Annotated in this window: 14 protein-coding genes; 10 read left to right on the top strand and 4 right to left on the bottom strand. The window is 67.4% G+C overall.

Annotated elements, in window-relative coordinates:
• Window positions 1–912 precede the first annotated feature (912 nt).
• Window positions 913–1,914, bottom strand: coding sequence for an AfsR/SARP family transcriptional regulator (locus tag GR130_RS27700; protein ID WP_268977941.1), 1,002 nt, complete (start codon window positions 1,912–1,914; stop codon window positions 913–915).
• A gap of 899 nt (window positions 1,915–2,813) precedes the next feature.
• Between GR130_RS27700 and GR130_RS27695 the strand changes: the two genes are divergently transcribed.
• The 8 genes from GR130_RS27695 (at window position 2,814) to GR130_RS42070 (ending at window position 9,291) form a co-directional block, all read left to right on the top strand.
• On the top strand, window positions 2,814–3,260 hold the full coding sequence (locus GR130_RS27695; protein ID WP_159507228.1) for a hypothetical protein: 447 nt from the start codon (window positions 2,814–2,816) through the stop codon (window positions 3,258–3,260).
• Window positions 3,261–3,324: 64 nt separating this feature from the next.
• On the top strand, window positions 3,325–4,620 hold the full coding sequence (ectB, locus tag GR130_RS27690; protein ID WP_159507227.1) for a diaminobutyrate--2-oxoglutarate transaminase: 1,296 nt from the start codon (window positions 3,325–3,327) through the stop codon (window positions 4,618–4,620).
• Between the two features lie 951 nt (window positions 4,621–5,571).
• A complete protein-coding gene (locus GR130_RS27685) occupies window positions 5,572–6,666 on the top strand; it encodes a YwqJ-related putative deaminase (protein WP_159507226.1) in 1,095 nt (364 codons plus the stop codon).
• Window positions 6,667–6,681: 15 nt separating this feature from the next.
• The gene (locus GR130_RS27680) at window positions 6,682–7,140 is read left to right on the top strand and encodes an SUKH-3 domain-containing protein (RefSeq protein WP_159507225.1); all 459 of its coding nucleotides are present in this window, start codon (window positions 6,682–6,684) and stop codon (window positions 7,138–7,140) included.
• Window positions 7,133–7,537 (top strand): YwqJ-related putative deaminase, encoded by a 405-nt coding sequence (locus tag GR130_RS27675; RefSeq protein WP_268977940.1) that lies wholly within the window; start codon window positions 7,133–7,135, stop codon window positions 7,535–7,537. The genes GR130_RS27680 and GR130_RS27675 overlap by 8 nt, the downstream gene beginning before the upstream one ends.
• Before the next feature lie 21 nt (window positions 7,538–7,558).
• Complete coding sequence (locus tag GR130_RS27670) at window positions 7,559–7,855, top strand: SUKH-3 domain-containing protein (protein ID WP_236573563.1); 297 nt, start codon at window positions 7,559–7,561, stop codon at window positions 7,853–7,855.
• A gap of 119 nt (window positions 7,856–7,974) precedes the next feature.
• Window positions 7,975–8,928: an IS481 family transposase gene (locus GR130_RS27665; RefSeq protein WP_159507223.1), complete on the top strand. Its 954-nt coding sequence runs from the start codon at window positions 7,975–7,977 to the stop codon at window positions 8,926–8,928.
• Window positions 8,929–8,970: 42 nt separating this feature from the next.
• On the top strand, window positions 8,971–9,291 hold the full coding sequence (locus tag GR130_RS42070) for an SUKH-3 domain-containing protein (RefSeq protein WP_201305223.1): 321 nt from the start codon (window positions 8,971–8,973) through the stop codon (window positions 9,289–9,291).
• Between the two features lie 279 nt (window positions 9,292–9,570).
• Here GR130_RS42070 and GR130_RS27655 read toward each other — a convergent pair whose 3' ends face one another.
• Both GR130_RS27655 and GR130_RS27650 read right to left on the bottom strand, forming a co-directional pair.
• Window positions 9,571–9,951 carry a VOC family protein gene (locus GR130_RS27655; RefSeq protein WP_159507222.1) on the bottom strand — a complete coding sequence of 127 codons (381 nt, stop codon included), beginning with the start codon at window positions 9,949–9,951 and terminating at the stop codon, window positions 9,571–9,573.
• A 268-nt stretch (window positions 9,952–10,219) separates the two neighbouring features.
• Window positions 10,220–10,696: a VOC family protein gene (locus tag GR130_RS27650; protein ID WP_159507221.1), complete on the bottom strand. Its 477-nt coding sequence runs from the start codon at window positions 10,694–10,696 to the stop codon at window positions 10,220–10,222.
• Window positions 10,697–10,900: 204 nt separating this feature from the next.
• On the opposite strand from GR130_RS27650, the gene GR130_RS27645 reads away from it, so the two are divergent.
• Together GR130_RS27645 and GR130_RS27640 are read left to right on the top strand one after the other, a co-directional pair.
• Window positions 10,901–11,719, top strand: a complete 819-nt coding sequence (locus tag GR130_RS27645) for an IS5 family transposase (protein ID WP_159503645.1) — start codon at window positions 10,901–10,903, stop codon at window positions 11,717–11,719.
• Window positions 11,720–11,749: 30 nt separating this feature from the next.
• A complete protein-coding gene (locus GR130_RS27640; RefSeq protein WP_159507220.1) occupies window positions 11,750–12,748 on the top strand; it encodes a helix-turn-helix transcriptional regulator in 999 nt (332 codons plus the stop codon).
• A gap of 83 nt (window positions 12,749–12,831) precedes the next feature.
• Here the strand turns inward: GR130_RS27640 and GR130_RS27635 are convergent, their stop codons facing one another.
• Entirely contained in the window at window positions 12,832–14,142 is a 1,311-nt protein-coding gene (locus GR130_RS27635; RefSeq protein WP_201305019.1) for a hypothetical protein, read from the bottom strand.
• Between the last annotated feature and the right edge of the window lie 23 nt (window positions 14,143–14,165).

Here is a 14,165-nt window from a genome sequence, read left to right as displayed (position 1 = left end):
TCTGCTCTGCCTCGACGCCGGTTCCGCCGGGATGCCGCCGGGCTCCCGTACGGGCCGGACCGGTTCCGGCCGCTGGATGCGAGCGGGCGGCCCCTTCGCGGGGGCCGTTTGCGTTGTCAGCCTCGCAAACGCCTGTCGAGACCTTGTCGGGAGCGAGCCCCAGAAGCAGTCAACGTCGAGTCTGGATACGGCAGAGGTACAGGTCAGAGGGGGTTTTCCGGCACGCCCGGGCTGTGTGGAGGCCGACGAGCCGAGAAAAGGAGAAGAGCCCGCCCGGGGGTTTCGGCCGGAACGTGGTGCGGAGGGCGGTGACCGGACCGGCGCGACCGGCGAGCGGGGCTTCACGAGGGTCGGCCGCAGAGTCCGGGGGAGGGCGATACCGGTGTCCGCCACGGCCGTGCAGCACGACTGCAGCCCTGTGGAATGCCCCGGACCGCGCACGGCGGTGGCGACACCGACTCCTGCCGGGCCGCGCGGCACACCCTGCCGCGGTTCACAGCGGCGCGCCCCACCGACGCGGCCGGCGGCGCGAGCAGAGGCGGCGCCAGGAGGGAGACAGTGTCAGCAGGCAGGTGATCGGCGGCCTGCAGCGCCTCGCCGCCGGGTGACACGGCAGCCACCCGGTCGACGTGCGTCCTTCGACGGGCCGGAGAGCGGCGTGTTGGTCCTCGCCGTCCGCGTCGACGCCCGGCACGGCCTGCGGTCCGCACCCCGGCCGCTCGACGGGGCCGCGCAGCGTCGCCGCGCCGCATCTGCAAGGCGGCGGGCGGTTTCTCCCCGCACGGTCGGCGACGTACGGGCCGGCTGATGCGCGGCGCGAGACCACAGGGCCGGCCACGCCCTGATCGGAGTCGCTCGGCGACAACCGAGCCCGGCTCCGCAGTCGGCCTGTGGCCGACTGCGGAGCCGGGCTCACACGGCGCCGGACTCCGACTTCAGTATGGCCAGTTGGAGTTCCCTGAGCGGGGCGCCGGGCTCGATCCCGATCTCGCTCACCAGTCGGGTGCGCAGCATCCGCAGCACCCCCAGGGCCTCGGCCCTGCGTCCGCCGAGCGCCAGCGCGCGGATGTACTGGGCCTGCAGCCCCTCGTGGAGCGTGTGCTCGCTGGTCACCACGGCGAGCTGGGTGACGGCCCGCTGATGCAGGCCGGCCTTGATCTGCGCCTCCGCCCGTATCGCTATGGCGTCGAGCCGGGACTCCTCGAAGAACCGCCGTTGGGAATGGAGTACGGGGCCCTCCGGAGTGTCGACCAGAGCATCGCCCCGCCACAACGCCAGGGCGGCGTCGAGCAGTTCGATCCCGGCTGCGCTGTCGCCCTCTTCCAGCGCCTTGGTCCCGAGGTTCTTCAACCGCTGGAACTCCAGCCAGTCCAGGCGGACATGAGTGCTCTTCAGCCCGTAGCCGCCCGCCCCGGTCACCAGGATCTCCTGGGCGACGTAGGTGGCTGGGCGACCGGTGAGTTGGGACAGTGTTTTTCTACAGTTCAGTATGTAGGTCTGCAGGGTACGCAATCCGGTTGCCGGCGGTTGTTCCCCCCAGAGTTCGCGCATGAAGGCGTGGACCGGAACCACCTGGTCGGCGTGGACCAACAGCATGGCCATGACTGTGCGAACCTTCGGTGCGATCGCGACACTTTCGGCCGACGCGGAGGCGCCCAGATGCAATGGGCCGAGAACTCCACCGTGGACTGTCACCCCGCTCCCCTCGGTCACAGGGCGTTCTCGTGCAAGCGGCCTCGGGTTGCGTTCGTTCACATGCTTCGAGCGATCCACCAGTCCCCCATCTCGGATGCAAATAGCGGTCCTATCGAGTCGAGATTCACTGAAGCAGCAAGAAACATACACATCGGTCCACAGTGCAACCAGATGGGCCTGAGCGTCCTGTGGCGCTAAAGCTACGAATGGCGATTGCATACAATGCGTGTGACAGCGGAGGGAGAACGCCCTTTCGTCCCTTCTGCGGCAATTACGGTCAGAGCGGTGAACCTGCCTGAACGCCCGGAATCGCCTGGGGGAACGCGCAGCTGCGCCCCTGCGGCGCCTCCTCGGCCCGGTCGCCGGACCGACGGAAGCGCGAGTCCAGCCACGAGTCCACGAAATGGCGCAATCTGTGCTGAGAGTCTCAAGGCGCTCTGACGGCCGGTCGCCGGCCATGTGCCTGGCCGGAAATGAACCGCTCCCGGGTCTGATGGAGCTCCACCGATCCCGGAGCGGTCCACGCCACCCTCTCCGCAGGCAACCGATGAAACCTCCTGGTTTCGCAGCTGTAACGGCCACCGGCTGCCCGCGCAGGGACGCTGCACATCAGCGCCAGGCTCCCCGAGCTGTGATTCGACGTTCTCCCAACAGTTTCTTGAACGCCCTTTGCCACACTTCCGGTGATCCGCAACCAGCTCCGCCTCCGGCCGAATCCTCGTCATAAGGAGTCCACCATGCGAATGCCACATTGACGGGCAGCGCTGTACGCACGGGCAGACTGTCCGGTTACGGGTCGGCCGACCTGCGTGCGTTCCTTTGGAACACGTGATGGGCCCGTCGGGCCCATCACGGCGGCTGCGCGCTTCGCCGAGCTGATCGCGGTGTCATCGCTGGTGAGCCGATGCCGTCATCGTGCGCAGGGGGAAGCCCTGCTGCTCGCTCCAAGGACGGGACCCCCAGCCGGCTCACGGGGGAAGGCACCGCGCGCCCCGCAGGCGGCCCGCCGCCCGACGCGGCATCTCCCCGGCTCCGGAGACCCGACCCCGCCCTCCCCAGCAGGCCCTTCGTCCGCCGCGAGACACCCGTGGCGGGCCGTAGGCAGGAGACAGCTCATCATGCCCGACGCAAACACCTCACCTCGTGCAGCCCGCCAGGCGCCGCGGCACCGGCAGGGTACCGCCGTGCAACGGCAGGGCCTCGCTCTCCGGTTCACCCTGATCATCGGCGACAGCCGGCTGGCCGGGGTCCTTCAGGTCGTGTGCCACCAGGACGCCGTGACGGTGGAGTTCCCCGAGACCTCCATCCGTATCGGCCTGTCGCGACTGTCTTCCGAGGAAAACGGCGGCGTCGTACTCCACTGCCGTGCGTCGTACCGCTCCGGTGGCCTCGGTCCGCGCGAGACCACCCGCGTGTGGCAGCGGGCCCTGAGCGGCCGCTCGGGTGCGCTGCACCAGAGGGAGGCGCTCCTGCGGGAGATCCTGGCCGCCCGCAGTCGAGCCCCCGGCCGGGTCGTCGCACGCCCGAATCCGGCCTCGCTCCGATTCCTCGCGGCCGCGGTCTGACGCCACGTACCCGCTCTCTCCCTCAGGTTCGCCTGTCCACTCCTCCGCCCCTCAAGGATGTGCCATGGACCGTCATCACGGGGTCACCGAACCCGATCCGGATGTCTTCGAGACCCTGGAGTCGGAGGCCCGCAGCTACTGCCGCGGCTGGCCGACCGTCTTCGACCGTGCCCGCGGCTCATATCTGTACGACGAGCAGGGCCGCGCGTACATCGACTTCTTCACCGGGGCGGGCTCGCTCAACTACGGCCACAACAACCCCATCCTCAAAGGCGCGTTGCTCGACTACCTGCAGCGTGACGGCATCGCCCACGGTCTGGACATGTCGACCGTGGCCAAGCGCACGTTCCTGGAGACCTTCCGGGACGTGATCCTGCGGCCGCGGGAACTGCCGTACAAGGTGATGTTCCCGGGCCCGACCGGCACCAACGCCGTGGAGGCGGCGCTCAAGCTGGCCCGCAAGGTCAAGGGGCGCGAGGCGGTCGTGTCGTTCACGAACGCCTTCCACGGCATGACCCTCGGATCGCTCGCGGTCACCGGCAACACCTTCAAACGGGCGGGCGCTGGTGTGCCGCTGGTGCACAGCATCCCCATGCCGTACGACGGCTATCTCGACGACGCCCCTGCCTTCGCCTGGTTCGAGCGGCTCCTGGCGGACAAGGGCTCCGGACTCGACCGTCCCGCGGCCGTGATCGTCGAGACCGTGCAGGGCGAGGGCGGCATCAACGTGGCTCGGCCCGGGTGGCTGCGCGAACTCGCCGAGCTGTGCCGGCGCAACGACATGCTGCTGATCGTGGACGACATCCAGATGGGCTGCGGCCGCACCGGCGCCTTCTTCTCCTTCGAGGAGTCGGGCATCATCCCCGACATCGTCACCGTGTCGAAGTCCATCAGCGGTTACGGACTGCCCATGGCGCTGTGCCTCTTCACACCACAACTCGACATCTGGGAGCCCGGCGAACACAACGGAACCTTCCGCGGCAACAACCCCGCCTTCGTCACCGCCACCGCCACGCTCAACGCCTACTGGGCCGACAACCAGCTGGAGAAGCAGACTCTGCTGCGCGGCGAACAGGTCGAGCAGGCACTGGCAGAGATCCATGCCGAACACCCCGAGGACACCGTGGAGTTCCGGGGCCGGGGCCTGGTGTGGGGCCTGGAGTTCCACGACACCGATCGCGCGGCACTGGTCGCGGCGCGGGCCTTCGAACTCGGCCTGCTGGTCGAAACCTCCGGCCCGGACAGCGAGGTGGTCAAACTGCTGCCGCCTCTCACCGTGACCTCCGGTGAACTCGACGAGGGCCTGCGCACCTTGGCCTGCGCGGTGCGCGAGACGGCCTCGCTGAGCAGAGACGCGTAGTCAGGGGCGGGCGCACTCGACAAGCCCGGAGTTGTGGACTGTTCCCGGATCCGTCGCTGATCACGGGTTCTGGTCAGGAAGAGTGAAGGCCATGTCCGGATCCCTGATCCGGCCTTGCCGACCCCATGCGGTCAAGAAAGCCTTGAGCGCGGGTCGCAGTACCGGCCGGAGCCGAAACGCCGCCGCCCCCTGGGCAGGAAGGAGGGTGCCGAGGTAGAGGGGCCTGGCGGCCGTGGTTTTCCTCGACCATCAGTGCCGACATTCACGAAAACATGCTTTTCGTAAGGGAGTTGACATCTCGCATGTGATGTCAACGGCCCCCGGCCACTCTTCGCCACCACCGATTACGGGACAGAGCCCCCGGCCGCGGCTGCCGCCTCCAGTACGGACAGCCCATCTGCGCCGGCGCCCCGTCAGGCTCCCATGTGGTCGCCTCAGTCCCCGACACCACCAAAACGTGGAGTGACTGCGGACAGATCGCCTCATCAGGCAGCTTCCAGTTCACCTTCTACCCCGACAGCGCCAACAACTACGAAGCAAAAGAAGACCTCTACCAGATCGGCGCCGGCTACGGCGGCCACTTCTGGTACGCCCGCACCCGCGACAAAGACCACCTCGGCGGTGAGGGCGGCCCCATGACCATCGAAGGCACCTGGACCGACCCCGAAGCCCTCGGATGGGCCCGCGTCCTGGTCCACCTACCCGACGCCGGCGCCCAGACCCGCCAGGCGAAATACACCATCCTCAACACCGATGTAAACGACAACACCGCAAAAGCCGACCCTCAACGCGTCGTCGAACAGCGCGCCGGACGCTGGGTCAGCCTCGGCTCCTCCATTTCACCGGAACACCCAAGGTCAAGCTGTCCAACACACCGCGGACGGAAGCGCCGACGAAGACATCGCGTGGGGAGCCGTCGCCTTCCAGCCGCTGTCCGGCAAGCCGAAGAACATGATCGTCGCCATGGGCGACTCCTACTCCTCCGGCGAAGGCGTCTCCCAAGGGAACCGCGACTACAGCCCCGAGACCAACTACCGCAACAAGAACGGCGACAAGACCCGCGACGCCTGCCACTGCTCCCACTACGCCTGGTCACGGCAAGCCAATCCGGTCGTCAAGGCGCTGGAGCACGGCGCCGAAAAGCTGGGCAGGGCCCTGGGCAAGGACGCGGGCAAGGCGGTCGAGGACCTGTACCACGGGACACGTCAGCGGATGAAGAAGGTCGCCGCCAACCACGCCGAGAACGACAAGGGTGTGGCCGACCACTTCAAGGGCCTCGGCAAGGACGGTACGAAGGACCCCAAGAGCCCCAAGCCGCAGGGCGGCGGTTCTTCCGGCGCGGGCGGGGGAGGCAAGGGCGGCGGGCAGAACGGTCCGGCCGGCGGCTCGGGAAGAAACCCGTGGTGGCACGGCCACAGCTCCGATGAGATGCGCCATCATCGCCGCCCGCCCGTCGACGTGTCGGGAATGGACCGGGAAGCCCAGCTCAAGGTCCTCGGCGATGAATCCCGGCATGTTGCGGACGACGCGAGAAAAGCCGACCCGAATAACACCGTCCCGGGCAAGGACTACCGGAAGGACGGATGCGCGGGAAGCTTCCTGCATGACGGCACGATCACCGCGCATACCAGTTCGGTCAGGCGCAAGGTGCCGCAATCACAGAAGGATATTGACGCCGGCATTCCGGCGCCCATCGCACAGGAACACCCCAAGGCGCACCCGGCGTTGCAGAATCCGCTCGACGACGTCAAAGCGAAACAGCTGGCCGAAGGGAATAGGCCAGGAGTGGGACACGGTAACTGCGCCGAAGGCTCACTCGTCTCCGACCGGCTCCACCAGCTGGATCCCACTGGCACTAGAATCAAGACTCCCGAGGATGCCCGTAGGGAGCTTGAAGGAGGTGTCATGCACAGCCGCCAGATAGGTGAACTCAAGGAGAAGGATCCGGAGACGGGAAAGAAGGTCGTTGCACTGGAGCACGGGGCTTTCAAACCACCGTGCGTGCGAACACATGCTGCCAGCTCTTGGGATATCTGTTCACAGTGAATGATGAGGTCTGCCATGATCCCCGAAATGTCGAGGGAAGAAATTCTGCAATGGCTGTCCGCGAACGGATGGAGTCCGGAACGGGATATTGCCGACAAGGCCCGTGAATTCATCGACGACGCTGTAGCGGATTCGGTGGCGGAGGGTTTCCCGGTAGTCCCCTCGGAAGCGGCGGAGCGGTTTGTCCGCACGTACGGACTGCTTCAACTCAGACACCCAGGCGATCCGGGTGACAAGCTCGTCACCAATCCGACCGGCGGCTACGAGGGAGACTTCGAGGAAATCGCCGAGCTTGCGCAGGAAATCGGAAAGAGCCTGTTTCGGGTCGGCTATGATCTGCCGGAAGGGGGCATCTTCGCCCTGGCCGAAGACGGCTGCTTCTACTACATCCATCACACCGGCACATCGTATATCGGGGCCGATGAATACGAAGCCTTCGGTAACTGGTTGAGAGGGAATTTTCAAAGTGTCTGAGCATCCGGAGGATGGAGTGGTTCCCGGGACGGCTTCATCCCTCCTCGTTCAGGGAACCGTTGTCAGCCACACCGATCTGAGTGGTGATGGCGAGCCGAACCTTCATCCGACGGTGCGCGCCTACTTCGACGAGATCCCCATAGAGCTGCGGGAACCGTTTCTCGGTTACTGCGCCGAATCGACCCTCGTATCCGACCAGCTCTGGGCGCTGGACGCCAGACGGCCGGGGCTACCTCCGATCTCCTTGGCGGAAGCCGCACCGCACTTCGCCGGCGCCGCCATGACGTCGAAGATGATCCGCGAGCACGGAGACCCGGACCACGGCCGGCCCACGGAGCCGTGTCGTGCATGCCAAGGTCTGCTGGATCGGCTCGGCATCGAGTTCATCAGGGTCTGATGAGGGGCGTTGAGGATGGACATGGCGAAAGCAACCAGCATGAGTGACAAAGCCAGTGCGGCCGTCGGCGATGACGTGGGACCGGGGGTGCGCGACGTCCTGGAGAAGGCAGGCTGGTCGCCGGGACGGGATGTCGGCCCTTCAGCGCAGCTGGCCATGCCGCAAACGGTCAGTACGGTCAGCCCGCAAGGCGGCGGCACCTGGGAACTGTTCGCGGCCGTGGAGCGCGCCTTGCGCGAATTTCACGGCGTGGAATTCCTGTTGGACGGTCCGGGTGCAGAAGTGGCCCTGCACGGGCTGGTGATCGATCCGCGCTAGGTGTTCTGTCCGGGGAGGTTGTGGACGGTGAGGCAGGTCTCGGCTGAGGGATCTTGAACAGGTGAGGGCCTTCCGGGTTCGGTGTGGATTGCGACGTCTACACCGACCGAAAGGCCCTCGTGCCCCACCGTAATGCACCCCTGACCGAGACTGGACGGCTGCGTCTGGCCCGCTGCGTCGTCGACGAGGGCTGGACCCTGCGGTGGGCCGCCGAACGCTTCCAGGTCTCGCCCACCACCGCCCAGCGCTGGGCCGACCGCTACCGGCTGCTGGGTGAGGCGGGGATGGCAGACCGTTCAAGCCGCCCGCACCACAGCCCGCGCCGCACCCCGACACGCACGGAACGGCGCATCATCAAGGTCCGCCTCCTGCGCCGGTGGGGCCCGGCCCGCATCGCCCACCTGCTGCGACTGGTCCCCTCGACCGTGCACCGCGTGCTGACCCGGTTCGGCCTGGCCCGCCTGACCCACCTGGACCGGGCCACAGGCCGGCCGATACGCCGCTACGAACGCGACCGCCCCGGCGAGTTGGTCCACGTGGACATCAAGAAGCTCGGCAACATCCCCGACGGCGGCGGCCACAGGACACTCGGCCGGCAAGCAGGCCGCAAGACCCGCTCGGGAGTCGGCTACAGCTACATCCACACCGCCGTCGACGACCACTCCCGCCTGGCCTACAGCGAGATCCACACCGACGAGAAAAAGGAGACCGCCACCGCCTTCTGGACCCGGGCCCAAACGTTCTTCACCACCTGCGGCATCACCGTCGAACGCGTCCTGACCGACAACGGCGCCTGCTACAAGTCCCACACCTGGCGCGATGCCCTCGCAGCAGCCGGGATCACCCACAAGCGAACCCGGCCCTACCGGCCACAGACCAACGGCAAAGTCGAACGCTTCAACCGCACCCTGCTTGACGAATGGGCCTACGCGAAGCCCTACCGCTCAGAGACCGAACGCCGCGAAGCGTTCCCCCAATGGCTCCACACCTACAATCACCACCGCGGACACACCGCGCTCAAGGGCAAACCACCCGCCAGCCGCGTCCCCAACCTCACAGGGCAATACAGCTAGGGGCGCCACTCGCTCCGGACGTTTCAGCGGTTTGCGGTCAAGATCGGCCATCGGCTCTTCCCGTTCGGTTCCCACGGCGAGGATTCACTGCTGGCCATTGACGAGGAAAGCAGGCTCTTTCTCGTCAACCATGGCGGCTGGTGGTTCGCCGGCGATACCGTTCTCGCCGGCCTCACGACCCTCATCGAAGGCCGCCGTCCGCAGCGCGTCCGAGCGGATGGCACATGGGGGGAGGAAGCGGCCAGGGAGGAAACGGCCACGGTGGAGGCGACCACGGTGGACGCGGTCCCGCCTGCTGTCGACTGTTTCGACGAGGCGGAGGGTACGGGGTTGGACGTCGAGATCCGGCGAGCCTTTGGCTGAAGCCTGCCTCGTAAACCCGTAGCGGGGTGTTGCGTTGGGCTGATTGTGCAGGTCATCACCGCTCAGCGCCATGAGTTCATCAAGGTGTTCACCGGGCTCCGCCCGGGCCAGTTCCAGCGTCTGGTGTGGGCTGTCATCCGTGAGGGCGGCCGGCCCCTGGCTTCTGACCGACCGGGTCGCCGGTGGGCGCTGTCGCGCCGGTGCCGAGAACCGCGATCTTCATGGGGTGGCTCCTTGCTGTGTGGGGTCGGGAGGGATGGCTCCCGGGGGATTGGGAGGTCAGTGCTGGGCCTTTTGGGTGACGCCGATGAGGTAGCCGTTCGGGTCGCGGAAGTAGAGGGCCTGGTGGCCTCCGGCGTCGACGGGGCCCTTGATGACGTCGATGTGGTCGCGGTGTTCGGCGACCCAGGTGTCGAAGTCGTCGACGGCGAGGTAGTGCATGCCGCAGCAGCCTGTGGGGGTGTCCTTAAGGGGCGGTAGCCAGATGCCGAGGAGCTTGGTCTGCTGGAGCATGAAGGCGAACTCGCCGCCGTAAGTGAGCACGCGGATGTAGGCGTTGGGCGGGGCGGGGAGGGCCTGAAAGCCGAGCTTCTCGTAGTAGGCGATGGTCTCGTCGAGATCGCCCACGCCCAGGCAGGCGGAGATGGCGGGAGTATGCATGGGGCAGTCCTTGTCGTGCTCGGTGTCGTGTGTTGTCGTGTCGGTGGAACGTGTTCGGCGGTGGAGGCCGAAGATGCCGTGGATGCAGCCGTTCGGGGCGCGGAAGAAGAACTCCGGCCGGTGTGGTCGTAGTTGGTGACGGTGTCCCAGACGACCTTGGCGTGGGGCCGGAGGTGCTCCACGGCCGCGTCGAAGTCGCCGACGATGAAGTAGTGGATGTGGATGTCTTCGTGGGCGGCGCGGCGGACAGGCCGCGACGACGAGGCCGTCAGGCGAGCGTGCCGGCCCCATCATCAGTCTGGGAGAGGTAGCAGTTGGTCTCCCAGATGACGCCGTACTTGTCGCGCACGGCGCCGTAGGCGGCGCCCCAGAACCGGTTCTCCAGGTCCTCCAGGACCTTGCCGTCCCTGGCGAGCTTGTCGAAGGCCGTGCGCTGCTCGGCAGGGTTCTCGTAGACCAGGCCGATGTGGATGTTGTTGCCGATGACATGCTCGCCGTCGGCTTTGGTGTCGGCAGCCAGCTCGGCGACGCCCAGCGCGCTGCCGTCGGTGAACTGAAGCTTGGAGTAGACGACCGTCCGGTCCGCGCCCGGCGTCTGCTCCATGCCGGGCACCTGGGCGAGCAGCATGGTGCGCTCGGTGAGCTCCTCGACGCCGAAGGCGTCGGTGTAGAAGGCGATGGCCTCCAGACTGTCCTGTACGTACAGCAGGGGCACGAAGCGCTGGAAGATCTCCTTGGTGGCCATGGTGGGCTCCTCTAAAGACGTGATGGCCTGATGGCCAGAAACGTGGAGGAAACGGGTGTTTCGCTCGGTGTCTTCGACGGTAGAGAGTCAATAGGTCACTCGGCGACCTAAGGACTCCTAGCAAAATGAGCTGTACTGCCTTGGAATGACAGGCCGTCAGCCGGTGTTGTGCCTCTGTCTGGTGTTGTGGTGGGGGCGTTGGGCATGGTGCAGCGGAGGCCGTGGGAAGTCGAGGACGGGTTGTGGGAGCGGATTGCCGGGCTGCTGCCGGTGATTGAGCGCCGCGTGAGGTATCCGGGTCGCAAACGGCTCGATGACCGGCGGGTGCTGAGCGGGATCCTGTTCGTGCTGTACACCGGCATCCCTTGGGAGTTCCTGCCCCAGGAGCTGGGATACGGCTCGGGCAGCACGTGCTGGCGCAGGCTGCGCGACTGGCATCAGGCCGGGGTGTGGCAGGCTCTTCACGAACTGCTGCTGGCCGAGCTACGTGCGGCCGGGCTGCTGGACTTCTCCCGGGCCGCGGTCGACGGCTCCCATCTGCGGGCGATGAAGGGCGGCGCGAAGACCGGGCCCTCACCGGTGGATCGGGGAAAGACAGGCAGCAAGCACCACGTGATCACCGAAGCGCACGGCATCCCGCTGGCGGCCACGCTCACAGGCGGAAACCGCCACGACGTCACCCAGCTCATGCCGCTGGTCCACGCCATACCGGCCGTCAAAGGCAAGCGGGGGCGCCCCCGAAAGCGCCCCGACGCTCTGTTCGCCGACCGCGCCTACGACTCCGACACCTACCGCCGCGAACTGCGCGAGGTGGGCATCCGCCCCCTCATCGCCCGCCGCGGCACCCAGCACGGCTCCGGTCTGGGCATTCACCGATGGGTCGCCGAAGCAGCCTTCGCCCTCCTGCACTGGTTCCGGCGCCTGCGCATCCGCTGGGAGATCAGAGAAGACCTCCACGAAGCTTTCCTCATCCTCGGCTGCAGCATCATCTGCTGGCGACGCCTGAAAACCTCATTTTGCTAGGAATCCTAAAGGTCGGTGAGGGTGAGCGGTATGCCAATCAGTCCAGGAGCGGTGCGCGGAACCAGAGATCCTGCTGCCCGTCTGTTGCAGCTGCTGTCGCTGCTGCAGGCGCCGCGGGACTGGACGGGCGCCGAACTCGCCGAGCGTCTGGGGGTCACGCCGCGCACCATCCGTCGTGACGTCGAGCACCTGCGGGAGCTGGGCTATCCGGTCCAGGCCACGCAGGGCAACATCGGTGGTTACCGCCTCAGCGCCGGCACCGCGATGCCGCCCCTGCTTCTGGACGATGATGAGGCCGTGGCCATCGCCATCGGTCTGCGTGCGGCGGCCGTGGCGGCGGTCAGCGGCATCGAGGACACCTCGCTGCGGGCCCTGGCCAAGCTGGAGCAGGTGCTGCCCTCGCGGCTGCGGCGCCGGGTGTCGCACCTCGCCGAGGCCGCCACCGTCCTCGCCCAGCCGGTCCCCGGCCCCGACGCCGAGCTGTTGGCCGCCCTCGCCGCCGCCTGTGTGGCCCGAGAGAAGATCCGCTTCGGTTACGCGTCGGCGCGCGGGGCGTCCTCGCGGCGGCTGGCCGAGCCCAAGCGGCTGGTCGCCGCCGGACGGCGGTGGTATCTGGTCGCGTACGACCTCGATCGCGGTGACTGGCGCACCTTTCGCGTCGACCGGATCGAGGCACTGCACCGCACCGGCGCTCGTGTACCGGAACGCGAACTGCCTGGCGGTCAGGACGCCGCCGCGTATGTGGCCGACGCGCTGGGCGCCGGGCCGGGCAACTGCCGCGCGGAACTGATCGTCCATGCGCCGATCGAGCGCGCCGCCGAGGGGGTGCCGGCCTCGCTGGGGGTCCTGGAGCGGCTCGACGAGCACCGTTGCAGGTTGCGCACGGCCGTCGACTCGCCCGAGTACCTGGCCTTCCGCATCGCGGCCCTGCGCCTGGACTACACCCTCGTCGGACCGCCCGAGATCGTCCCGCATCTGCGACGGATCGCCGAACGCGCGACAGCCTCCATCGCGGACCAGGACGGCTGAGGCGCGATGACAAAAGTGCCGAAGTATCGCGTCAGTATGGGACGTTGTTCCTTGCCGCTTCGGGCGAGGGGGTGCCCGGCCGGTCATGAGGCGTTGAGGTCGCGGCGGAGGTGCTCTGCCGGGAAGGACCCCTTGGCCGTCAGGAGGTCGGCTGGGGTGCCTTCGAAGATGATCCGGCCGCCGCCCCGTCCGCCGTCGGGGCCGAGGTCGATGATCCAGTCGGCGTGCTCGATGACGTCGCGGTCGTGCTCGACGACGAGCACGGTGTTGCCGCGGTCGCGCAGCAGCGTGTTCATCCGGCCGACGTCGCGGGGGTGCAGGCCGGTGGACGGCTCGTCGAAGATGTAGGTCATCCCGGTCAGCGACGAGCCCAGGAAGCGCACCATCTTCAGGCGCTGCGCCTCGCCGTCGGACAGGGTCGCAGTCTCGCGGCCCAGGTTGAGGTATCCGAGCCCGATGCCGTCCAGGCGGCGCAGTCCGGAGGCGGCCTGTCGGGCGAGCGGGGTGCCCAGGGGGTGGTCGATCCGGCCGAGCACGTCGATCAGCTCGGTGATCTCCATCGCCATGTAGTCGGTGATGTTCTGCCCGTTGATGCGGGTCTGGAGTGCGGCCTCGTTCAGCCGTGCACCCTCGCAGGTCGGGCAGGGGCCCTGGATCGTGAACTCCTCGACCGCCTTGCGGGTGCGGGTGGAGAGGGTGGAGAGGTCCCGGCCCAGGTAGAGCCGCTCGAAGCGCGGGATCAGTCCCTCGTGGGAGGCCGAGGAGGATCCTGGTTCGCCGTGCAGCAGGCGCCGCCACTCCTGTTGCCCGTAGTGCTTCCATGGCTTGTCCAGGTCGAACCGGTCGGTGCGCGTGAACAGGTTCCACTGCACACCGCCGACGTTGAACATCGGGAACAGCAGCGCCCCCTGGCTCAGCGACCTGGTGGTGTCGAAGAACGCGTCCACGTCGGGCTGGACGGTCCGGCCGAGCCCCGCGCAGGTCTGGCACGCATCCTCGGGCGTGTTGAAGGAGTACGCCGTCGCCATGCCCGCCGAAGGTTCTCCCGCACGCGAGAACAGCAGCCGGATGATCGAGGCGATGTCGGTGGCGGTGCCGACGGTGGAGCGGGCGTTGGCGCCGATCGGCTTCTGGTCCACGACCACCGCGGTGGACAGCTGGTCGATCCGGTCGGCGTCCGGCTTCTCGTAGCGCGGCAGCCGGTTGCGGACGAAAGTGGTGAAGGTTTCGTTCAACTGCCGCTGTGCCTCCGCCGCGAGGGTGGAGAACACCGGCGACGACTTGCCCGAGCCCGACACACCGGTGAAGACCGTGATCTTGTGCTTGGGGACGCGCAGCGAGACGTTGCGGAGATTGTGCTCGCGGGCGCCCTCGATGAGGATTTCCTCGTTCATGAGCTCTTGGAAGTTCGCCAAGT

The sequence above is a fragment of the Streptomyces sp. GS7 genome (genome assembly GCF_009834125.1).
Classification (GTDB): Bacteria; Actinomycetota; Actinomycetes; order Streptomycetales; family Streptomycetaceae; genus Streptomyces.
The sequence above is the reverse complement of the archived record's forward strand: the minus strand, read 5'-3'. Positions and strand labels throughout refer to the sequence as shown.

Coding starts and splice junctions, on each gene's coding strand:
- GR130_RS27670 (WP_236573563.1), top strand. CDS start 7,559: ATGGCGAAAGCAACCAGCATGAGTGACAAAGCCAGTGCGGCCGTCGGC.
- GR130_RS27685 (WP_159507226.1), top strand. CDS start 5,572: ATGATCGTCGCCATGGGCGACTCCTACTCCTCCGGCGAAGGCGTCTCC.
- GR130_RS27680 (WP_159507225.1), top strand. CDS start 6,682: ATGATCCCCGAAATGTCGAGGGAAGAAATTCTGCAATGGCTGTCCGCG.
- GR130_RS27640 (WP_159507220.1), top strand. CDS start 11,750: ATGCCAATCAGTCCAGGAGCGGTGCGCGGAACCAGAGATCCTGCTGCC.
- ectB (WP_159507227.1), top strand. CDS start 3,325: ATGGACCGTCATCACGGGGTCACCGAACCCGATCCGGATGTCTTCGAG.
- GR130_RS27635 (WP_201305019.1), bottom strand. CDS start 14,142: ATGAACGAGGAAATCCTCATCGAGGGCGCCCGCGAGCACAATCTCCGC.
- GR130_RS27700 (WP_268977941.1), bottom strand. CDS start 1,914: ATGCAATCGCCATTCGTAGCTTTAGCGCCACAGGACGCTCAGGCCCAT.
- GR130_RS27650 (WP_159507221.1), bottom strand. CDS start 10,696: ATGGCCACCAAGGAGATCTTCCAGCGCTTCGTGCCCCTGCTGTACGTA.
- GR130_RS27695 (WP_159507228.1), top strand. CDS start 2,814: ATGCCCGACGCAAACACCTCACCTCGTGCAGCCCGCCAGGCGCCGCGG.
- GR130_RS27645 (WP_159503645.1), top strand. CDS start 10,901: ATGGTGCAGCGGAGGCCGTGGGAAGTCGAGGACGGGTTGTGGGAGCGG.
- GR130_RS27655 (WP_159507222.1), bottom strand. CDS start 9,951: ATGCATACTCCCGCCATCTCCGCCTGCCTGGGCGTGGGCGATCTCGAC.